General features: G+C 65.7%; 26 protein-coding genes and 1 pseudogene. 15 read left to right on the forward strand and 12 right to left on the reverse strand.

Going from position 1 to position 19,613, the window contains the following annotated elements:
• Positions 1 to 94 precede the first annotated feature (94 nt).
• Genes EDC82_RS13980 through EDC82_RS13990 form a run of 3 tightly spaced genes read left to right on the forward strand, consistent with a single transcriptional unit; the run spans position 95 to position 1,733 of the window.
• Positions 95 to 688 carry a molybdopterin-dependent oxidoreductase gene (locus tag EDC82_RS13980; protein WP_046454460.1) on the forward strand — a complete coding sequence of 198 codons (594 nt, stop codon included), beginning with the start codon at positions 95 to 97 and terminating at the stop codon, positions 686 to 688.
• Positions 688 to 1,446 carry an FAD-binding oxidoreductase gene (locus EDC82_RS13985; RefSeq protein ID WP_074040881.1) on the forward strand — a complete coding sequence of 253 codons (759 nt, stop codon included), beginning with the start codon at positions 688 to 690 and terminating at the stop codon, positions 1,444 to 1,446. Before EDC82_RS13980 ends, EDC82_RS13985 begins: the two co-directional genes overlap by 1 nt.
• Positions 1,446 to 1,733, forward strand: a complete 288-nt coding sequence (locus EDC82_RS13990) for a DUF6510 family protein (protein ID WP_131941901.1) — start codon at positions 1,446 to 1,448, stop codon at positions 1,731 to 1,733. The genes EDC82_RS13985 and EDC82_RS13990 overlap by 1 nt, the downstream gene beginning before the upstream one ends.
• On the opposite strand, the gene EDC82_RS13995 is transcribed toward EDC82_RS13990, so the two are convergent.
• Together EDC82_RS13995 and EDC82_RS15325 are read right to left on the reverse strand one after the other, a co-directional pair.
• On the reverse strand, positions 1,703 to 2,083 hold the full coding sequence (locus tag EDC82_RS13995) for a TetR family transcriptional regulator C-terminal domain-containing protein (RefSeq protein WP_235006249.1): 381 nt from the start codon (positions 2,081 to 2,083) through the stop codon (positions 1,703 to 1,705). The genes EDC82_RS13990 and EDC82_RS13995 overlap by 31 nt on opposite strands.
• 121 nt (positions 2,084 to 2,204) lie before the next feature.
• Positions 2,205 to 2,255: pseudogene (locus EDC82_RS15325) on the reverse strand (hypothetical protein); the annotation flags it as partial.
• 491 nt (positions 2,256 to 2,746) lie between these two features.
• On the opposite strand from EDC82_RS15325, the gene EDC82_RS14000 reads away from it, so the two are divergent.
• Positions 2,747 to 3,238, forward strand: a complete 492-nt coding sequence (locus EDC82_RS14000; protein ID WP_074040882.1) for a hypothetical protein — start codon at positions 2,747 to 2,749, stop codon at positions 3,236 to 3,238.
• The gene (locus tag EDC82_RS14005; RefSeq protein WP_131941903.1) at positions 3,238 to 3,990 is read left to right on the forward strand and encodes a helix-turn-helix domain-containing protein; all 753 of its coding nucleotides are present in this window, start codon (positions 3,238 to 3,240) and stop codon (positions 3,988 to 3,990) included. Before EDC82_RS14000 ends, EDC82_RS14005 begins: the two co-directional genes overlap by 1 nt.
• A 2-nt stretch (positions 3,991 to 3,992) precedes the next feature.
• Here the strand turns inward: EDC82_RS14005 and EDC82_RS14010 are convergent, their stop codons facing one another.
• The 6 genes from EDC82_RS14010 to EDC82_RS14035 all read right to left on the reverse strand — a co-directional run bounded on the left by EDC82_RS14010 (position 3,993) and on the right by EDC82_RS14035 (position 8,624).
• Positions 3,993 to 4,679 carry an RraA family protein gene (locus EDC82_RS14010; protein ID WP_235006251.1) on the reverse strand — a complete coding sequence of 229 codons (687 nt, stop codon included), beginning with the start codon at positions 4,677 to 4,679 and terminating at the stop codon, positions 3,993 to 3,995.
• An 84-nt stretch (positions 4,680 to 4,763) separates the two neighbouring features.
• A complete protein-coding gene (msrA, locus tag EDC82_RS14015) occupies positions 4,764 to 5,327 on the reverse strand; it encodes a peptide-methionine (S)-S-oxide reductase MsrA (protein WP_074041308.1) in 564 nt (187 codons plus the stop codon).
• Positions 5,324 to 5,800, reverse strand: coding sequence for a peptide-methionine (R)-S-oxide reductase MsrB (gene msrB / locus EDC82_RS14020; protein WP_020625393.1), 477 nt, complete (start codon positions 5,798 to 5,800; stop codon positions 5,324 to 5,326). The genes msrA (EDC82_RS14015) and msrB overlap by 4 nt, the downstream gene beginning before the upstream one ends.
• Positions 5,801 to 5,926: 126 nt before the next feature.
• On the reverse strand, positions 5,927 to 7,375 hold the full coding sequence (gene cysS, locus EDC82_RS14025; protein ID WP_074041310.1) for a cysteine--tRNA ligase: 1,449 nt from the start codon (positions 7,373 to 7,375) through the stop codon (positions 5,927 to 5,929).
• A gap of 3 nt (positions 7,376 to 7,378) precedes the next feature.
• Entirely contained in the window at positions 7,379 to 8,242 is an 864-nt protein-coding gene (locus EDC82_RS14030; RefSeq protein WP_074041311.1) for a DNA-3-methyladenine glycosylase, read from the reverse strand.
• A 7-nt stretch (positions 8,243 to 8,249) separates the two neighbouring features.
• Entirely contained in the window at positions 8,250 to 8,624 is a 375-nt protein-coding gene (locus tag EDC82_RS14035; protein WP_074041313.1) for a VOC family protein, read from the reverse strand.
• 77 nt (positions 8,625 to 8,701) lie between these two features.
• Between EDC82_RS14035 and EDC82_RS14040 the strand changes: the two genes are divergently transcribed.
• On the forward strand, positions 8,702 to 9,139 hold the full coding sequence (locus tag EDC82_RS14040) for a MarR family winged helix-turn-helix transcriptional regulator (RefSeq protein ID WP_074041316.1): 438 nt from the start codon (positions 8,702 to 8,704) through the stop codon (positions 9,137 to 9,139).
• Here the strand turns inward: EDC82_RS14040 and EDC82_RS14045 are convergent.
• Genes EDC82_RS14045 through EDC82_RS14060 form a run of 4 tightly spaced genes read right to left on the reverse strand, consistent with a single transcriptional unit; the run spans position 9,129 to position 11,541 of the window.
• A complete protein-coding gene (locus EDC82_RS14045) occupies positions 9,129 to 9,482 on the reverse strand; it encodes a hypothetical protein (protein ID WP_074041318.1) in 354 nt (117 codons plus the stop codon). The genes EDC82_RS14040 and EDC82_RS14045 overlap by 11 nt on opposite strands.
• A complete protein-coding gene (locus EDC82_RS14050; RefSeq protein WP_131941905.1) occupies positions 9,482 to 10,504 on the reverse strand; it encodes a helix-turn-helix domain-containing protein in 1,023 nt (340 codons plus the stop codon). The genes EDC82_RS14045 and EDC82_RS14050 overlap by 1 nt, the downstream gene beginning before the upstream one ends.
• 45 nt (positions 10,505 to 10,549) lie before the next feature.
• Positions 10,550 to 11,008: a DUF5709 domain-containing protein gene (locus EDC82_RS14055; protein ID WP_074041172.1), complete on the reverse strand. Its 459-nt coding sequence runs from the start codon at positions 11,006 to 11,008 to the stop codon at positions 10,550 to 10,552.
• Positions 11,005 to 11,541 carry a carboxymuconolactone decarboxylase family protein gene (locus tag EDC82_RS14060; RefSeq protein WP_235006254.1) on the reverse strand — a complete coding sequence of 179 codons (537 nt, stop codon included), beginning with the start codon at positions 11,539 to 11,541 and terminating at the stop codon, positions 11,005 to 11,007. Before EDC82_RS14060 ends, EDC82_RS14055 begins: the two co-directional genes overlap by 4 nt.
• Before the next feature lie 253 nt (positions 11,542 to 11,794).
• Between EDC82_RS14060 and msrA (EDC82_RS14065) the strand changes: the two genes are divergently transcribed.
• The 9 genes from msrA (EDC82_RS14065) (at position 11,795) to EDC82_RS14105 (ending at position 19,609) form a co-directional block, all read left to right on the forward strand.
• The gene (gene msrA / locus EDC82_RS14065; RefSeq protein ID WP_074041179.1) at positions 11,795 to 12,295 is read left to right on the forward strand and encodes a peptide-methionine (S)-S-oxide reductase MsrA; all 501 of its coding nucleotides are present in this window, start codon (positions 11,795 to 11,797) and stop codon (positions 12,293 to 12,295) included.
• A 24-nt stretch (positions 12,296 to 12,319) separates the two neighbouring features.
• A complete protein-coding gene (locus tag EDC82_RS14070; RefSeq protein WP_083604036.1) occupies positions 12,320 to 12,715 on the forward strand; it encodes a GNAT family N-acetyltransferase in 396 nt (131 codons plus the stop codon).
• 28 nt (positions 12,716 to 12,743) lie between these two features.
• Positions 12,744 to 13,124 carry a co-chaperone YbbN gene (locus EDC82_RS14075; protein WP_119217789.1) on the forward strand — a complete coding sequence of 127 codons (381 nt, stop codon included), beginning with the start codon at positions 12,744 to 12,746 and terminating at the stop codon, positions 13,122 to 13,124.
• Positions 13,124 to 13,612 (forward strand): carboxymuconolactone decarboxylase family protein, encoded by a 489-nt coding sequence (locus EDC82_RS14080; RefSeq protein WP_074041171.1) that lies wholly within the window; start codon positions 13,124 to 13,126, stop codon positions 13,610 to 13,612. The genes EDC82_RS14075 and EDC82_RS14080 overlap by 1 nt, the downstream gene beginning before the upstream one ends.
• A 255-nt stretch (positions 13,613 to 13,867) precedes the next feature.
• Positions 13,868 to 14,641 (forward strand): AraC family transcriptional regulator, encoded by a 774-nt coding sequence (locus EDC82_RS14085; protein WP_160126273.1) that lies wholly within the window; start codon positions 13,868 to 13,870, stop codon positions 14,639 to 14,641.
• A 583-nt stretch (positions 14,642 to 15,224) separates the two neighbouring features.
• Complete coding sequence (locus EDC82_RS14090) at positions 15,225 to 16,028, forward strand: hypothetical protein (protein WP_074041169.1); 804 nt, start codon at positions 15,225 to 15,227, stop codon at positions 16,026 to 16,028.
• A 29-nt stretch (positions 16,029 to 16,057) separates the two neighbouring features.
• On the forward strand, positions 16,058 to 17,200 hold the full coding sequence (locus EDC82_RS14095) for a ParB N-terminal domain-containing protein (protein WP_160126274.1): 1,143 nt from the start codon (positions 16,058 to 16,060) through the stop codon (positions 17,198 to 17,200).
• Positions 17,201 to 17,284: 84 nt separating this feature from the next.
• Positions 17,285 to 17,974 carry a hypothetical protein gene (locus EDC82_RS14100; RefSeq protein ID WP_074041167.1) on the forward strand — a complete coding sequence of 230 codons (690 nt, stop codon included), beginning with the start codon at positions 17,285 to 17,287 and terminating at the stop codon, positions 17,972 to 17,974.
• A 15-nt stretch (positions 17,975 to 17,989) separates the two neighbouring features.
• Positions 17,990 to 19,609, forward strand: coding sequence for a M23 family metallopeptidase (locus EDC82_RS14105; protein ID WP_235006255.1), 1,620 nt, complete (start codon positions 17,990 to 17,992; stop codon positions 19,607 to 19,609).
• Positions 19,610 to 19,613 lie beyond the last annotated feature (4 nt).

Genomic DNA, 19,613 nt, shown 5'->3' on the forward strand with positions numbered 1-19,613 from the left:
ATGGGCAAGTTCCGCGCAGGACTAGGCGATCAGCGAGAGAGCTCCCGCAATATCGTCGGTTGTGTACAGCCAGACGACACGGAAGGGGCGATGTATGTCGTTCACTACTCGCGGATTCGCGGGACGTCGGCGTGGTCCCGATGATCAGCTCCCTCCGGGACAGACGCTGTTCGAGAACTGGCCGGTGCTCACTGCCGGTCCCACGCCCTATGTCGATACCGAGACGTGGGATTTCGCGATCCTCGATGAAACCGGTACCGAGCATCACTGGAACTGGGAGCAGTTTCTGGCGCTCGGTGCCGAGGACATCACGGTCGACATCCACTGCGTCACGCACTGGTCCAAGCTCGACATGGCCTGGCGCGGGGTGAGCCTGGACAAGCTGTTCGAGAACGTCGAGACGTCCCATGATTACGTCATGGCGCACTCCTACGGCGGGTACACCACGAATGTGCCGCTCGAGGATCTCCTGGACGGCAAAGCCTGGATCGCGACCGAGGCCGAAGGCGCTCCCCTCGACGCGGAGCACGGCGGGCCGGCACGTCTTCTCATCCCGCATCTGTACTTCTGGAAGAGCGCGAAATGGGTCCGTGCGCTGACGATGATGCCGACGAACGACCCTGGGTTCTGGGAGCAGAGCGGCTATCACATCTACGGTGATCCGTGGAAGGAAGAACGCTACTGGTGATGGAGCAGACCCGGCTCGCTCCGCCTCGCCCCCGCGTGAGGCCGGCGTGGTTCGTCGCCACGGTTTCAGAGGTCCGCCCGGAGACGCCGACCGCGGTGCGGCTGGTGCTCGATGTTCCGGGCTGGCCAGGGAGCGAGGCGGGAAGTCATCTCGATCTACGCCTGACCGCTCCGGACGGCTACCAAGCGACGCGGTCGTACTCGATCGCATCCTCAGAGCCGGGCGGAACGATCGTCCTCGCGGTCGATGAGCTGCCCGATGGCGAGGTGTCACCGTTCCTCGTCCGCGAACTGCGCGCCGGTGATCAGATCGAGGTCCACGGACCGCTGGGATCGTTCTTCCTCTGGCGCCCGGGACAGAGCCAGCGCCCCGTGCAGCTCATCGCCGGCGGGTCAGGCGTCGTTCCCCTCTACGCGATGGCAGCCTCCCATGCGGCCGCGTCCGATCCCGTTCCGTTCCGGCTGCTGTACTCGGTGCGTACGCCCGAAGACATCTATTTCCACCATGAGCTCCTCGAACTGTCGGACGGGTCGTTCGCCATGGACCTCGTGTATACGCGACGAGCGCCAGCCGGATGGCAGGAGCCCGTCGGACGGCTCACAGAGTCGACTGTCGCCGCGCGGACGCTCCCCCCGGAAGACCGTCCGCGCATTTTCGTGTGCGGTTCGACAGGCTTCGTCGAAGCCGTCGCGCCGTGGCTCGTGAAGCTCGGTCATGCGCCGCAAGACATCCTCACCGAACGATTCGGAGGCCTATGATGACCAGCCATCTTGACGGCAACATCCTCTCCGGGACTCTCGCCGAGTTCCTCGTTCCAGACGCAACGATGATCGAGGGACGCTGCGGAGGTTGCGGGCATATCGCGCCCCTTGGCGAATCAGTCGTGTATCCGGACGCTCCGGGGCTGGTCGTACGCTGCAACACGTGCAGCCATGTGCTGGCGACGATCATCGACGCCGGTGAACGACTCTTCCTCAGCTTTGCGGGGCTGACCGCGTTCGCGATGAAGAGGGATCAGGTTGAGGAGCCGGTCTCTGTCGCGTAGGCCCTGAGCTGTGCGATAGCCATGTCGAGAGCAGCACGCATCGGATAGATGTCTCGGCTCGCCTTCGCCAGAAGATAGCCTCCCTGGAGTGCCGACAGCAGCCCACTGGCAAGCGCTCGCGAGTCCGCATCGCTGCGCAACACGCCGCGTGTCTTCAGCCTCTCCACGGCATCGATCAGCATCTCCAGCCACTCATCGAAGTGGGCAGCGATCGCGCGGCGGGCATCCTCGTTGTGGTCTGCGATCTCGTTCGCCAGAGACCCGAGCGGGCACCCGTATGCGCCGTTGCGTAGCGCGTTCCGTTCGACGAGCTCGTCCCGCCACAGCTCGAACCCGCGCAGGGACTCCACTCGTCGAAGGCGTCGGCGCTGCTGCGTCAGGACGTCCTCTGCCCGGGTCTCGATGACTTCCTTTCACGAGTGCGTCCTTGTCGGCGAAGTGCTGATAAACCTGAGACTTCGATGTCGCACTGGCGGCTCGGACGTCGGCGAGGGTCGTCGCGGCGACACCTCGCTCATACATCAGCTGGTTCGCTGCGTCGACGATACGTGCCCTCGTTGCCGCCCCTTTCGGCGTCAACCGGCGTGCACTCGTTCCGTCGGCAGTCACGCCTCCAGGGTAGTCTCCCCCGTCCGCAGGGATCGAAGTCGTCCGTCACGCGATGCCAGCCCGGCCGGTCCAGTCAAGCCCCGCGGAGCGGGAGGCTCGCATCGCATGCCCTCATAATAATGGACCTTTGAGTCCTTCTCCAAGTCGACCCGGATCATGTGAAGCAATCCGCGCCGCCTGCGTTTTCATGCTTCTAGAACCTCTCCTCGTTCGACACTCGGTTCGCGCTTTGGTCTGGCGAGTCCTTTTCTGTCGTCGTAGGCTGGTGGTCATGATGTGCGGGAAGCCACGCGGTTCACGGATCTTCCGTGTGCGCGAGAACGTCCGAGCCAAGGGCTCGATGCCGGCGCCCGCGCGCGCCCGTCCGCGAGAACGTTGCGTGCTCCGCAGGAGAGGGGCGTTCGGTGGACCTGCCTGTCAAGCTCGGTGACGCACAAGAGTTTCTGATGCTCGTTCCTTCCCCTCTTGCGGAGCGGGTGGCTGAGGACGAGCGTCTGGTCGTGGCGGCCTATCGGTTTCGTCGGGGCCTGGGCATCCGGGCCCGCCGGGCGCTGGCTTCACGGATCGAGCATGAGGTGACCGCCGCGCTGCACATCGTTCGGCCTGGAACGGTGGTGGTGGCCTTCGACGGTGCCGGCACGATGTCTCGGGCCCGTGTACACAGGTTGGCGAGCGGTGTGGTCGGTGAGGTGAGCAGGAGCGCCACCAATCTCGTCGGCGTGGACACGACTGTGATTGGAGTCGTGGTGATGTCGCCGGCCGAGCGAGATCTCGCCGCCGCGTGCGTGCGGCATGTCGCAGCGCAGCCACCGCACCGGGGCGACGGGCTCGTCTTTCACGCCAGCGATCTCCGCCGGGCAAACATCTACGAACTGATCGAGGAAGCAGTCCTGTGATGTCGGTCAGCTCTCCGCGTGGTCACGGCGAAGACTACCTGTTAGTCATCTACCAGCGTCGGAATGCCTCGGTCCTGTCGCTGCAGGGGCGGGACACCGAGCTGACTCCGGGGAGCATCGTCGTTGTCCCCCGCTCAACGGTGGGGAGTGCAATGCCCGCCGAGGACGCCGATCGCATGATCGTCGAGCTGCCGTTGGGTGTGGTGGGGTTGACGGCGGATCAGATCGGCGAGGTCTCTGGGGTGGATCTGCGTGAGCGGACCTCGCTGGCGGCGCTGCTGCAGTCCGTGCTCGGGGGCGTGATGGACTCCGAGCTCAGCCTGCGCGACGAGGTGGACGTGTTCGCGCCTGTCGCCGACCTGCTGAAAGTGACCCTGCTCAGCGCCCTCACTCCCGACCGCGCCACGACCCGGTATCCGCTGGCCGAGCAGATCGTCACCTACGTGCTCGACAACCTCACCGACCCTGGTCTCGGGGCCGCCCGGATCGCGAAGGACCTGCACGTGTCCGAGCGTCTGCTCTACGCAGAGATGTCCCGCGCCGACATCCGGCTCGCGCAACTGATCCAGTCCCAGCGCCTGCGCCGCGTCCGCGACGCCCTGACCGCACCGGCCACCATCGATGTCCCCATCGGCGTCCTCGCCCAGCAACACGGGTTCGTCTCAGCCAGCCACTTCAGCCGCATCTTCCGCGAAGAATTCGGCACCACACCCCGCCAATGGCGCAACAACACCACACCGCCAGGAGTGTGAGGTCACCGCTCGTGCGCCAGGTCGCCGCTGCGGGCTTCCCGCGCGATCAGGTCACGGGACGCGGCGTCGTCGGCACGGACCCGATGGGCGGTCTCGAGCACATCGTCGATGTCGCTGTCGGGAATGACGACGGCTCCCGATGAGTCGCAGAAGATGTACTGGCCCGGATAGATGCCCACTCCGTCGATGACGACGGGGATGTTCGCCTGAAACGGCGTGACGACAGCTCCACCCCAGGCGACGGCCTCTCCCGAGCACCAGGCTGCGAAAGGTTCCTCGGCCAGCTCGTCGAAGTCGCGAAGGCGGCCGTCGGTCAGGACGCCGGCGAGGCCGACGTTGGTCGCACGGGAGAGCTTCGTCCCACCGGCGAGAGACGTCGAGCTGTGGCCGTTGCTGGCCATCACGAGGACCGTGTTGGCGGGATCGGCAGGTGATCCGTCGACGGCCTGGTGGAACAGCCGTCCGAACGTGTATTGCTCCGGGTCGAGTACGGCATGGCACGTTGGGAAGAAGGAGATCGTCGCGACCCGACCGAACAGGGTGCGTTCGGGTGTCGGACTGACCAGCCCGGTGACATGGGCACGGTGACGATGCTTCCGGCCGAGCGCGTCGGTCAGATCGGCACACGTCAGGCCTGCGGCTGATGCTGCGCGACGCCGCTCCACCGTGTTGTCTTCATCGTTGTTCACGGTCACTCCGCATCATTTCTCAGTCACTGATGACGCGAGGGCGTGCCACCGGCTCAGCGGTGGCACGCCCCCACGAGTACATGGTCAGACGGAAGCCTCCGTCGTCTCGATGCGGCGGGGCAGGACCCAGCCGGCGCGAGGGTAGTGGCAGTTGTAGCCGTTCGGATACCGCTGCAGGTAGTCCTGGTGCTCAGGCTCGGCCTCCCAGAACGGGCCGGCGGGCTCGATCGTGGTGACGGCCGAGCCTGGCCACAGGCCGGAGGCGTCGACGTCGGCGATCGTCTCCTTGGCGATCTGCTCCTGCTCGGGGGTGAGCGGGAAGATCGTCGAGCGGTAGCTCGTGCCGATGTCGTTGCCCTGACGGTTCAGGGTCGACGGGTCGTGGATCTGGAAGAAGAACGCCAGGATGTCCCGGTACGTCGTCTTCGACGGATCGAAGACGATCTCCACAGCCTCGGCGTGGCCGGGGTGGTTGCGGTAGGTGGCGTGATCGTTCTGTCCGCCGGTGTATCCGGCACGGGTGCTGATCACGCCCGGCTGCTTGCGGATGAGCTCGTCGACGCCCCAGAAGCAGCCGCCGGCGAGGACGGCCGTCTCGGTGCCTGGTGTGCGGGTGACCTCTCCGGTGTCGTGAATTCCACTGGTCATGATGCGTGCTCCTTCGTGGTCGTGGTGGTGGTCTCGAACAGTGAGCGGAACTCGCCATACCCCTCGGCCTCCAGGTCGGAGACGGGGATGAACCGCAGCGCGGCGGAGTTCATGCAGTAGCGCAGGCCGCCAGCGTTCGCGGGGCCGTCGTCGAAGACGTGTCCGAGGTGGCTGTCCGCCCCGGTGGAGCGGACCTCGGTGCGGGGCATCCAGAGGGATCGGTCCGTCTTCGTGTGGACGGCGTCCGCGACGACCGGCTTGGTGAAGCTGGGCCATCCGGTTCCACTGTCGTACTTGTCGGTGGATGAGAACAGGGGCTGCCCGGAAACGACGTCCACGTACAGGCCGTCCTCGTGGTTGTCCCAGTACTCGTTGCGGAAAGCCGGCTCGGTGCCGTCCTTCTGGGTGACGCGGTACTGCTGGTCGTTGAGGCGGCTCAGGGCCTCAGAAGTCTTGCTGTAGTCGTGCGACACGATTTCCTCCTTGTCCGGCGCCGCTGGCTGCGGCGTCACTGTTGATAACGCCGGGGTGACGCGGTTTGGTCCCGCTAATCTGGGAATAGGCTGTGACTTGAAGAACCCTCCTGTTGCTATTTCGGATCATGCGCTATTTGCTTCACCGAAGACCCATGTCGTGCTCGACTGACTGTCGCTGAGCACGATGCCGGCGGCGTCGAGTTCGTCACGGATACGGTCTGCCGTGCGGAAGTCCCCGACCGTGCGGGCCTGGGCTCGCTGGTCGAGCGCCTGGGCGATCAGAATCTCCAACGCCCGCTCGACGCGCAGGGGTCCAGCGGTTGATTTGCCCCACGGCATCTCGTGCGGATTGATGCCGAGGACGCCCGTCATGGCGAGCACGGCGTCCCGTGCGTCGGCACCGGCCCGCGCGTCGTGCTGGGTGAGGGCGGTATTGCCGCGCCTGACCTCGTCGTGGAGGACGGCGAGGGCCATGGGGATGTTGAGGTCGTCATCCAAGGCGTTTCTGAATGCGACCGGCAGCTTGCTCGCATCCGCCGTCTGCCTCGAGTCGTTCGCGCTCCGGGCGATGAAGTCTTCGATTCTGCGCATCGCCGCCGCGGCGGATCGCAGGGCGGATTCGGTCAGCTCCAGGTTCGACCGGTAATGGGCCGATCCGAGGTAGTAGCGCAGGTCGATAGGACGTATCCCCTGCAGAAGATCGTCGACGGGTGTCGCGTTGCCGAGGGACTTGCTGATCTTGTCGCCGCCGGACGTGACCCAGCCATTGTGCATCCAGTAGCGCGCGAATCCGTATCCGGCGGCACGGGACTGCGCCTGCTCATTCTCATGATGAGGAAAACGCAGGTCGAGCCCTCCACCGTGGATGTCGAAGCTCTCTCCCAGGTAGCGGAGGATCATCGTCGAGCAGCTCAGATGCCATCCCGGGCGTCCCGGCCCGTAAGGCGAATCCCATGCCGCGCCCGCGGCACTCGCCTCTCCTACCGCCACATCTGAGGGAACGGATTTCCAGAGCGCGAAGTCGCGAGGGTCGCGTTTCCCCGTCGCCTGATCGGCATGTTCGTCTCCGGGGAGAGTGCCGGTCTCCTGTGAGGTCAGAGAACCGTAGTCAGGCCATGATGAGACGTCGAAGTAGACGTCTCTCTCATCGTCTCCCGCTCGGTACGCGTGGCCTCGTTTGATCAGCCGGTCGATGAACGCAAGCATCTCGGCGGTATGCCCCGTCGCGCGCGGCTCGATCGTCGGCGGCAAGATACCGATCATGCGATAGGCGTCGGCGAACGCCCTCTCCTGGCGAGCAGCCCACGCCCACCATGGAACGCCCGCCGTGTTGCTCGCAGCAAGAATCTTGTCGTCCAGGTCGGTGATGTTTCGGACCAGGGTCACGTCGAGCTCGTGGCCGATCTGGAGCCATCGTCGCAACTGGTCGAAGACCACTGCCGAGCGGAGATGGCCGACGTGTGGCGGAGCCTGAACGGTCGGACCGCACAGATAGATGCCGACGCGACCCGGTCGCAGGGGCGCGAACGTGCACAACGATGATGTTCCGCTGTCGAAGAGCCGTAACGTCATCGATCAGCTCATCTCACGGGTGCGCTGCTCTCGGAGCGCACGGAGGTGGACCGCGGCCCAGGAGCGGAAGGGGCGCCAGCGTTCTGCGACCTCCTCAAGCAGCGATTCGGGCCCGTACTGGTAGGAGATCTCGGCGTAAAGGCGGCGTTCCGCGCGCGGAAGGACGTCCTGGGCGTTGGCGCCGCGGATAAGGACGAGGTCCGCGGCGAACGGTCCGATGCCTGTCACCGTGAGGAGCTCGCGGCGAGCAGATTCTTCGGGCGTAGTTCGGAGCCGGGGACCGTTGAGCAGTCCGGTGAGCGCAGCCTCGGCGACAGCCCGGAGATAGTCTGGCTTCCGACCGGGTAGGTCCAGTTCTCCGGCGTCGATGGCGCGGATGAGCGCATCGGGCGCGGGAAAGGCCCCGTCGTCCCCGTGCGCGACGATAAGGTCGCGGCGGACTCGGGCAGCAACCGGGACGCGAGTGCGCTGCGACAAGACGCACCAGGCTGCGGCTTCGTAGGGCGAATGGAAGCCGCACGGGCGATATCCGGGGAGAGCCCTTTGGGCGGTGGCGATGATCGGGTCGCGATCGCCGACAGCCGCCCAGGCCCGCGCGTCCACATCAAGAGAGAGGAAGCGGCACACCTGCTCAGCTGCTGCGGCCAGATCGCCAGTGCCGGACAGGCTGATCTGGGCGCTCTCCCCGCGCTGGGTGACGCGGGCGGACACGGGCGTCCAGTCATGCTCGCTCATAAAGCGCGCAGAGAGGACGTCCGGGTCGCCGCCGGCCGCGATCGCGGTAGGGGTGAATTCTTCCCAGAACCGCTTGCTGGTGCGCAAGGACCACGGCCCGAGGACCTGGACCGAGAGGGTGTGCTGCGCCATGGTGGCATTAGGCGCGGGCGTGAATGGTGACGACGTAGCCGTCGGGGTCACGGAATGAGAACTGCAGTCCGAACGGCCCCTCGAACGGTTCCTGCGCGATCGCCACTCCCGCGTCGACCAGGCGTGCATGCACGCCTTCCGCGTCGTCGTTGTGGAACCAGACTCCGGCGCCGGCGCCGAGCTGAGGCATCGCGTCGAGATCCACACCGGGGAACGGGTCGCGGACGGCGAACGCGGCTCCTCCTGCGGAGAAGACGGTCGCCGCGGGGTTCGAGTCTGGGAGGCGTGTGAGTCCGACGAGCTCCTCGTAGAACTTCGCGGAGACGGCGCGGTCCCGCACCTGGAAAGAGACGAAGTCCGGGCCGGTGGTTGTTGCTGCCATGAGCAGGCTCCTGTTCTGTTCAATATCGCCAGTGTCAATATCCTGACACTCGTTGGAGTGTGTGTCAAACTATTGACATGGATGCATTGGACCGGAGCCCGGAGTCGCTGGGGGTGCTGATCAAGGAGACGCAGTCGCTCCTGAACCAGCGAATGGACGATCGGCTTCGCCCGCTGGCGCTGAGTGTGCCGCAGTACGCGTGCTTGACCGCCTTGCAGGACACGCCAGGCATCACGAGCTCCGAACTCGCCCGGCGCGCGTTCGTGTCTCGCCAGTCGATGAACGTGCTGCTTCAGGGGCTGGAGAAGCGGGGACTGGTCACCCGCTCGAGTGATCCTGGGCCCAGGCGGGAACGGAGCGTGGTGCTGAACGATGCCGCAGAACTCCTCCTCGAACGCGCACATGAGGAAGTCTCCTCGGTCGTTCATCGCATGACCGTGGAGGTTGAGCCGGTGGAGCGCGTCCGTCTTTACGAGCTTCTGGCTCGTTGCCGCGACGCCCTGCTCATTCCTTGACGGCATTGTCAGGCCCGGGGAGCTGATACCGGCCGATGGCGCTGTAGGACCCGCGGCGGAAGCGGAGACCAGCGATCCGCCCGTCTTCGACGAGCCAGCGCAGTTCATAGCACGCGCGGTAGTCCGGCGGCCAGAAGGAACAGAACTGCCCCTCTGCATCCACATACCACTCCCCCAACGTGGGTCTTCCGTTCTCGACGTACACGGTCTTGCCGTCCTCGGCGAATGCCTGCGTTGCCCCGTCCTCGTACAGGATCGATGCGGCCGTCAGCGCGCGAGGGATATCCGGTGCTCGAACTTCCTCCGCGTCGATGACGGTGAGGTCAGATAGCGGCTCGTTCATCAGTACGTCTCCTCTGGCCTGATCTGCTGCGGGCGGTCCAGTCGGCTCTCGTCCTGGGTCTCATCGGGGCGAGGTGTGGTGTTGTTGCGCCATTGGCGGGGTGTGGTGCCGAATTCTTCGCGGAAGATGCGGCTGAAGTGGCTGGCTGAGACGAACCCGTGTTGCTGGGCGAGGACGCCGATGGGGACATCGATGGTGGCCGGTGCGGTCAGGGCGTCGCGGACGCGGCGCAGGCGCTGGGACTGGATCAGTTGCGCGAGCCGGATGTCGGCGCGGGACATCTCTGCGTAGAGCAGACGCTCGGACACGTGCAGGTCCTTCGCGATCCGGGCGGCCCCGAGACCAGGGTCGGTGAGGTTGTCGAGCACGTAGGTGACGATCTGCTCGGCCAGCGGATACCGGGTCGTGGCGCGGTCGGGAGTGAGGGCGCTGAGCAGGGTCACTTTCAGCAGGTCGGCGACAGGCGCGAACACGTCCACCTCGTCGCGCAGGCTGAGCTCGGAGTCCATCACGCCCCCGAGCACGGACTGCAGCAGCGCCGCCAGCGAGGTCCGCTCACGCAGATCCACCCCAGAGACCTCGCCGATCTGATCCGCCGTCAACCCCACCACACCCAACGGCAGTCGGAAGAAGTCCCCGATGACCCCCTCGTCGAAAGCGTGGACGTAGGGGCTCGTGCTCGGGTAAACGACGATGCTGCCTGGAGTCATCACGGTCTGGTCATCCCCACGGCGCAGCATCGACCGGTTGCCGCGCTGGAAGACCACGAACAATGACTCGTCGTTGTCCGCTGTGATCATCCGCTGGGGGCGCATAGCGAGGGCAGCCAGCGAGGGCACCGTCTGGACGGACAGGGCTCTCAGCTGCCCAATGTCTTGGTAAGACACGCTCACGCGAGCCTCGCGGCCTTGCGGGTCGAGAGTCAGGTCTGTCTGGACGAGGTTCTCGCAGAGCATCGTCCGGATCGTCTCCACGCGGTCACGTGGATCAATGCTGCGCGAGTCCCATGTCTGCTGCATCATTACAGCCTCCGCCGGTCTTCCGGGCTTCCCCGGTCTGATTCCAGACTATTGCCGGTCATAGTCGCCCTCGTCGATGACGACATGGATAGCCGCCTCCTCGGCGGAGGCGGCACCATTGTCGATGCCGATGTCGGATGCCCAGAAGTCGGAGGACGGGTCAGGGTTGCCGGGTTCGGTCCAGATCAGCCGCCCAGCGCGTACCGATCCGACCTGGTCGTCAAGGATCTCGCCGTCCGTGCCGATGATGTCGCCGATCCCGTCGCCCATCGGCTCTTCAGGTTCGTACTCCGGCACCTCACGCGCCAAGCGAGCCGCCAGCGGTTCTCGGGTGCGTGCTTCGCGCGCCGTGAATCCCCACGACAGTTCGGATGACCGCCGCTCCGGCGGAGAGTATCCCGGGCCGTCGTCGTCGGAGTCTTCGCCGAGAAGATCCGAGTCGAGGCTCTCATCCGGCGGAAGCAGATCGAACTCGATCTCCTGCCCGCTGACCGATCCGTCAGTCATGATGGGTTCCCTTTCTTTCCCCCGACGCCTGGGCTCTCAGTCTCACGAGCAGGCTCTTCGTCACCGGGCAATACGACTGGCACCGCGCCCTGCGCGAGCTTCAGCCTCGTCCACACGTTCATGTTGATGACGACGGCTGCGATCTCGGCGATCTCACGCTCATCGAAAAACACCGTCAGCCCTTGATGCATCTCATCGAAGTGCTCGTGCTCGTAACGTGTCAGCGCTTCGCAGTACGCGAGTGCGAGTGCTTCGGAACCGGAGAACATCGTGCTCTGCCGCCAGCTCGCCAGGTGCGCGACCATCGCCGCGCCGATGCCGACTTCCACGGCGATACGCGTGTGCAGGATCAGGCAGTAGGAGCACGGATTGATCTGCGCAACCCGCAATCGGAGAAGGGCGGCTAGGCGATCACCGATCGACAGCTTCGCGGTGTACCCGAACCCCGTGGCCATCTGCTTCGCAAGCTCATGGAAGTCAGAGAGATCCGGATCAAAGCGCACATTCTCGAAATCGATCTGCTCTGATATCACGATCTCTCCTCACCGTAGGGCACGGTTCGCTGGCTTGCCGGAGTTCCGGCGCCTCCTCTGACGGTAGGTCCGCTTCTCTGCCCCGTGTGGCCTGCTCCTGCAGAGAGCTGTCTTCTCCCTGCAACCGCCGGTCCCGCTTCCGAACGCCGCAGGTCGCGGACATTACGCTGCACAGCCAGGCCACCTGGACAGCACTCCGCTCCGTATCGTGACCCGAAGGGGCGTGTTGCCCGCCGCGAAGAGAGAGAAGACGATGCCGACCTCGAGAGTGATCCTCGCCAGCGGCTGCTTCTGGGGAGCCCAGGAACTCTTCCGCTCGCTCCCGGGCGTGGTGAGCACCCGTGTCGGATACTCCGGCGACGACGACACGCCCAACGCGACCTACCGTAATCACGGGGATCACGCCGAAGCGCTCGAAGTGATCTATGACCCCTCGATCATCCGATTCCAGATACTGCTGGAGTTCTTCTTTCAGATTCACGACCCCACGACTCGGAACCGCCAGGGAAACGACATCGGGCGCAGTTACCGATCAGCGATCTTCACGACGACCGAGGGACAGATGAAAGTCGCCTTCCACGTGATCGAAGCGATCAACGCTTCGGGCCGCTGGCCAGGAGAAGTCTTGACCGAGGTCGGCGAAGCCGGCCCTTTCTGGGAGGCCGAACCCGAGCACCAGGACTACCTGCAGAAGCACCCCAATGGGTACTCGTGCCATTTCATCCGGCCCGACTGGGTACTACCGGGCCGCTGACCGAGATCTCGCGATAGGAGAGACATGAAACATCCCGACGGAATGATCGGCTTGACCGCGACCGACGCCGACACCGACCTCCCGGCTGTCTCCTCGGACGCAGCGGAAGACTTCGTCATCACGGAGAACGTCGAGTCAGAGCTGTACGAAGCGACCGTGGACGGCAAGCTCGCTGCAGGCCTGCTCTACAGCAGAACCGGCGACCGGGTGCTCCTCCTCGCAACCTCGGTGTTCCCGGAGTTCCGTGGAAAGGGAGTCGCTGCGCGGCTCCTCGGGGGCGCCCTGGACAGTCTCCGCAAGGACAACATGACCGCGACGGTCTCATGTCCCTTCGCCGCCGCGTACATCCGCGCTCATCCGGAGTATGCCGACATCGTCGACGCGCGATTCCCCGGCAACCCCCACGGACACCACCACTGAGCATCATGAGTACAAGAGGAGAACTCGCATGGCAACCGTCGAACTGACCGAAGACAACTTCGAGGTCACGATCAATCAGAACGACATCGTCCTCGTCGACTTCTGGGCGGACTGGTGCGCACCATGCCACCAGTTTGCGCCGGTCTTCGAGAAGTCATCGTTAGACAATCCGGACGTCGTCCACGCGAAGCTCGACACGGAGTCGGAGCAGCGCATCACCGCGGCCGCCCAGATCACCGCGATTCCGACTCTGCTCGCCTTCCGTGAGGGGTTACTCGTCTTCAGCCAGGCGGGGGCCCTACCGCCCACTGCCTTGGCTGAAGTCGTAGAGAACGTCAGAGGACTCGATATGGACGAGGTCAGAAAGGGCCTCGACTCCGATGGTGACTCGTCCAAGGACGATCGCTGATGTCCACCTTGCATGAACCGCGCCCATACATGGACAAGGCCGTCCCTGAAGCATGGGAAGCCGCTTCTACGTTCGCGACCGCTGTGTCTGAGGCCGCGTCGCAACGTGGGCTCACTCCCGCGGAGAGCGAGTTGGTCAAGGTTCGGGCGTCACAGCTGAACGGATGCGTCTTCTGCCTTGATCTGCATTCACGGCAGGCGAGGCGCGCAGGAGTCAATCAGCAAGTACTCGACGTCTTGCCCGCCTGGCGCGAGTCGACTCTGTTCAGCGATCGAGAGCGAGCCTTGCTCGCGATCGCTGAAGCAGCCACCCGACTCCCGCTCGACGCCGCCGTGAATGCCGAGCTCGCGCAGGCCCGAAACACCCTCGCCGAGGAGGAGTTCGCGGCCGCGGAGTGGGTCGCCGCAGCCATCAATATGTTCAATCGGGTCTCCATCCTCAGCGAACACCGCGTGCGGCCACGCGACTCGGAGGGCAAGCTGAGCTGACAGCGTGCCATGCGCAGCGTGGCCGCTACGCCAGAGGACGCGTTCGAGGCCGCACATGACTTGCCACCCGCTGCGCCCCTCAGGTTCACGCGCCCCTACGCAGCGGTTCGGGCACCAGGCGATATCGCGGCCATAGAGATGGTGCGCACGGTTCCATCAAGCCGTACCGTATTTCGGCACGCGAAGATACTCAACGTCGTCGAAGGCTCTTGCGCCCTCGAGACTGCTGAGAGCGTGCACGTCCTGCGTCCTGGCATGTCTCTTGCCCTCGGCACCGGCAAATGGTGCCGCGTGCGCCCATCACCGTCCGTACGCATCTGGGCCATCTACGCCGACGAACGGTTCTGGCGCACCCAGATGGCATGGTTCCTTCCCGACGCAGAGCGAGTGGTCGCAGGAATGCACCCCCTCGAGTGGGACGGCCGCGCGATCGTCCTTGCACCGGGTATCGCTGCCCTGCGGCAGGTCGAGCCGCTATGGCGACAGATGAGCATCCTGCGTAGCGGGACCCATTCGCCCGAAGTCGTCGCGACTCACACTCTCGAGCTTCTCGCACGATGGATGAGGCTGATACTGCCAACTTTCCTTGATGAAGCATCGGACACCCCCACAACACCGTGGACGCCCATCAATGGACGACTGACCGACACCGGATCTATCGGCTACATCGGTCGAGCAATCCAGTTGCTTCGCGGGCGGATCGCAGAGCCGTGGACCGTTGGAGCACTCTCACGAGAACTCTCACTTTCACGAACCCACCTGACCCGCATGTTCGTACAGCACGCCGGCGCCGCCCCAATGCGCCTACTCACTGAACTCCGGCTCACCGAGTTCGCGCGGCTCATCGAAGAAACAGACATCTCCGTGATGCGTGCCGCGAGCGAAGTCGGGTGGAGCGACCCGCGCGTCGCATCCCACTGGTTCCACCGTCGCTACGGCATCACGCCGACACAATACCGACGCACACCACACACGGTTCCTGATCATCGACAAGGCAAGGCTGTCGCTGTCAATGACTCAGCTCTGTGAGGCGATGGCATCGTCCCAACGAACTTGCCCATCAGGTTCGCAGAGAATGCGACGGTCACCTCGGCTTCCCTTACCGCTACTCGCCGCATGAACCGTGACTCTCGACGAATGACCCAAGTTCGTCACGTGCATCTCGACGGATACGCCGCAGGTCAGTAGACCGGACCAGACATGTCGGGTTCGCTGTGGAGCCTGATGGTCGGCACTCCGTCTGCTATCCGTCCTCGCTCCGTTAATCCTCCCGACGCAGCTCATGGCCGCAAGGCGTTCCGCGTCTTGCGGGAGTCCCTGGGAAGGAGTAGCGCATGGCTATAGAGGGGATACGAGGCGAAGCTCGCGAGGCCTGCAACAGGTTCGCGAAGGTCATGACCAACTTATGCCCCCGGCGGTCGGCCGATGCTGCGGGCCGCGAGTTCGCTGCGGCATGTCCACTGGCAGAGGTGGTGTTGGTCGAGCGTGAGCGAAGAGCAACGCTCATGCCAGACGCGCCGCCCGAGTGCACAGGATCGGTTCCTGACCGCGCCGAGGGTTTGGGGTCGCGTTCACACACCTATTGGTCACCTCGTCCTAAGGAGTTGACCTCATGAGAGAACCTTCATCTGAACCACTTCCGGACTTCACCACCGGCGAAGGGCTCCGTGTCCTGCTGGAGCAGCTCACCGCCGAGCATCTCTGGCGCACACACCCCGCCGCCCGCGCGTTGATGCAGTATGCGCAGGAGAAGTACCTTCCGCTCGCACGGTCCTGGCACCGCGACCCCGCCGATGCCGCGTACGAGGCGTTCATGGCGATGCGGACGCCGGCGATCCGCCGTGCCGCGGACCCGTGGGCGGCGATCACCCGCGCTGTGGAGCTCGGCATCGCGGCCGAGGTGCACGCCGAACGTCTGCTCACCTCGACGGACAAGGCCCGCAGGCCCGATCAGCGTCCCGACGAGTACCCGATGCGGGCCGGCCACTACGAGACATTCTTCTACCATGTGCTCGCCGCCGCGAGCCCGCCGGCCTCACCGACCGTCGCCGTGGAACGGGTAGTGCGGTCCGCGTCGGTGTTCCTGGTGAGCACAGGCTGGCATCCCCGCACCATCGAGACCGCGGTGGAATATATCTGCCACCGGCTGACGACTCTGGCGAGCACCCAATCCGGGATCGACGTGCTCCGCAAAGACGACGCGATGCGGCAACGGCTCGGGTTCTCCGCTCGCGATTGGAGCGGGCTGTTGCGTTTGCTGCTCGGGCCGCGGTCGAAGAAGGAAGCCACCGGTGCCGATCCGGCACGTCTGGGGATCTTTGCGCGGCTGCTGCTCGGTGACCGTACCGAGGATCTTCTTGCTGATCATCAGCTTGCCGCTGTTTCCCGCAAGTTCACGAGAGGGGCGGCCGCATGAACGCGAGGGTGCCCGCAGATGGGCAGCCGGTGGCGCAGTTCCCGATCGACGACATCGTCCTGGGTCGCTCCTTCCGGCGTGAGCTGGGTGATCTGAGCGATCTGACCGCGTCGATCCAAACCCTCGGGCTGCTGTGCCCGATCGTGATCACCTCCGACGGGGTCCTCATCTCCGGCAGGCGCCGCCTGGAAGCGATGCGGCAGCTCGGGCATGCGACCGTCCCGGTGTGGATCGCATCTGAGGTGTCCGACAAGCTGCGCACGCTGCTGGCGATCCAGGACGACAATCTGCTCCACAAGCATTTCACCACGACGGAGAAGGCGGCCCTGTACGCGGAGTACAAGACGCTCCTGGCCGAGGAGAACGCCCGCCGTCAGGCCGCGACTCGGTTCGGCGCCGCCGCCCTCCCGGGCTCGGACGACGGCGAGGCCGACGACAGCGACCCGGAGGAGAAGGAAGTGATGATCGTCGCGACCTATCAGGGTAGCGACAGCGGCCGTTGGGATTCACAACCACCGGCGAAGCGGAAGTCCCGCGTGCAGGCCGCGACCGCGGTGACCGGCCGGGACTCCTCCCAACAGCTCGAGCAGGTCCTCGCGCTGGAACGGCTGGCAACCAACGAGGACGAAGACGAACGAGTCCGGCGGGCAGCCGCCGAAGCGGTCGTGGAGATCAACGGCGACGCGAAGGTCCACGGCCGCTACCACGAGGTCATCGCCCTGCGCGGGGTGTGCTGGCTGGAGAAGACCGCGGTGAACGAGTCCGCGACTGCCGCCGTCCGGGAAGCCGCCGACGACGAGCTCCGCGCGGTGCGGCAGATCGACCGACCGGTGGAACGATCCCGGGCGGTCGCCGCTGCCATCGCCCGTGTCCGCAAGCTCGCCCTCACGCCAACTTCCACTGCGGCAACCGAGGAGGACGGCGAATCGGGTGCGGAGGATGAGGGGATGTCCGCGGACGGGGTCCGGGGCCGCTACCACGCCCGCCGGCTGGTCGACATCCTCGCGAAAGCGGAGGGGTGGTGGGAGATCAACGACGCCACGCTCGTCGGCCAGTACGCCACCGACGAGCAGTGGGAGGCGATCACCAGCCACCGTAAACAGGCGACCGCGTTCCTCGACACCGCCGCCGATGCACGCCGCACCACCACCAGGACGGGCCTGGTGCCGTGAGATGACCGGCCGGGTGGGGTCAGACGCCCGCACCTACATGGCACACACCGTTGACGGATCTGCTGTGAAAGGACGCCCCCTGCCATGTCGACCGATTTCGCCGATGCGGCCCCGCGCAAGCGGGGCCGCGCCCTGTTGATCGCCGGTATCTCCGGAACGATCATCCTTCTCGTCCTGGTCGGCCTGGGCGTGTACGGACTGATCGCCCGCCCGCACGAGAACACGCCTGCCCCGGCCCCGACCGCCTCCGAACAGCGGCCACCGGCTTCGACGCCCTCCGGACCATCTGACCTGATGCCGCTGCCGCGCACGAACGACCCGATCCGGTACGCACGCGCCGTCGCCGTATCCCTCTTCACGTGGGACACGGCATCCGGGCTCGGGCCCGCCGACTACGGGCAGGTCGTGCTCTCCGACGCCGATCCCACCGGAACCGAGACCCCCGGTCTTGCCTCCGACATCGCCGGCTACTTCCCGGCGTCCGACGCCTGGCGGCAGCTCACCGGGCACGCCACTACCCAGCACCTCACCATCGAGACTGCGGTCGTGCCCGACGCCTGGGCCGACGCGGTCGCGCAGGACCGGTCGGGCACGATCGTGGACGGGATGATCGCGGTCACCATCGACGCCACCCGGTATCGCACCGGCACAGTCTCCGGGCAGGAAGCAACCAGTGAACACCCGGTGTCGTTCACCGTGTTCCTCGCATGTGAGCCCACGTTCGACGACTGTCACACGTTGCGGCTGTCCGAGCTCGACAACCCGCTGCGCTGACCCCCGGGGGCTGTCGTGCTGAAGAAGATCCTCGTCGTGCTGGCGATCCTCGCCCTGTGCGTAGGACCGGCGACCGCGCTCGTCGGCGTCGGGGTGCTGATGAACCCCGCCGCGAACGCGAGCTGCGGCCCCGGGTCGTCGCTGACCGTGGGGCCGATCCCGGACGAGCTGGAAGTGACCACGCGGGACGGTGAGACGTTCACGCTGAACAAGAAGCAACTCACGCACGCCGCGACCATCATCACCGTCGGCGGGCAGACCGACGGCGTCGATGTCCGCGGGGTCACGATCGCGCTCATGGCCGCTCTCACCGAGTCGGTGCTACGGCAACTGTCGAACACCGGCGTTTACCCCGAATCCGGGGACTACCCGAACGACGGCAACGGCAGCGACAACGATTCCCTCGGGTTGTTCCAGATGCGACCGCAGGCCGGGTGGGGCACCGTCGCCGAGCTGATGGACACCACCTACCAGGCCCGCGCGTTCTACGGCGGTCCGTCGGGGCCGAACTTCCCCTCCCCACGGGGGATGCTCGACATCCCCGGCTGGCAGAGCATGGACATGGGCGAGGTCGCCCAGGCGGTCGAGGTCAGCGCGTTCCCGGAGCGATATCAGAACTACCAGCCCGTCGCCGAAGCGATCCTCGCCGCCCTCACCGTGCCGGCACCCTCCGGCACCGGCGGGGGCACCGGGTCGGTACCGGAAACCAGCCGCATCCTGTTCCCGCTGCCCGAGGGGACGTGGACGAAGACCAGCGACTGGGGGTATCGGTCCGACCCGTTCACCGGCGAGACCACCTACCACGCAGGCACCGACTATGCCGCCGCCGACGGCACCCCGATCTACGCGGCCGCTGACGGGCGGGTCGTGTGGTCGGAGTTCAACGGCGGCTACGGCGGCCTCATCATCATCGAGCACACCGTGCAAGGCGAAGCCGTCCGCTCCGTGTACGCGCATATGTGGGAACACGGCATCCACGTCCGAGAAGGACAGACCGTCACCGCCGGCACTCACATCGGCGATGTCGGCTCCTCCGGCCGCTCCACCGGCGCGCACCTGCACTTCGAGATCCGGCCTGGCTCCACCGGCACCGAATCGATCGACGCCGACCAGTGGCTTATCGACCACGGCGCCGCCGAACCGGACGGCACCAGCACCCCCGGCCCCGGCTGCGCACCCGCCGGCACTACTACGCCAGCGGCAGAGTTCACCGGCGACGGCACCGAGATGGTCGATGACCCGACCGGCACCAGCGGGCAGATCACCGCCCGCACCGCGCACATGGTCGTCCAGACCCGCAACGCGTTCGCCGACACCGGGTGGGCGTGCTACTCACCACGACCAGGGACACGGTCGGATCATCCTCTCGGGCGGGCGTGCGATGTCACCGTCGGCAATCAGATCGGCCACTACCCAACCAGCGAGCAGGTCGCCTACGGGTGGCAGGTCACCGAATGGCTTCAAGCCAACGCCGAGCCCCTCGGGATCTCCTACCTCATCTGGCAAGGCACGATCTGGTCGCCCGCGCAGGCGGACGAGGGGTGGCGGCACTATACCGGCGGCGGCATGCACGACCCCGGCGACGTCACCGGCGGCCACTTCGACCACATCCACATCTCCGTGAAAGACGGGTGAGCAT

The sequence above is a fragment of the Dermacoccus sp. SAI-028 genome (assembly GCF_004346775.1).
Lineage (GTDB): Bacteria > Actinomycetota > Actinomycetes > Actinomycetales > Dermatophilaceae > Dermacoccus > Dermacoccus nishinomiyaensis.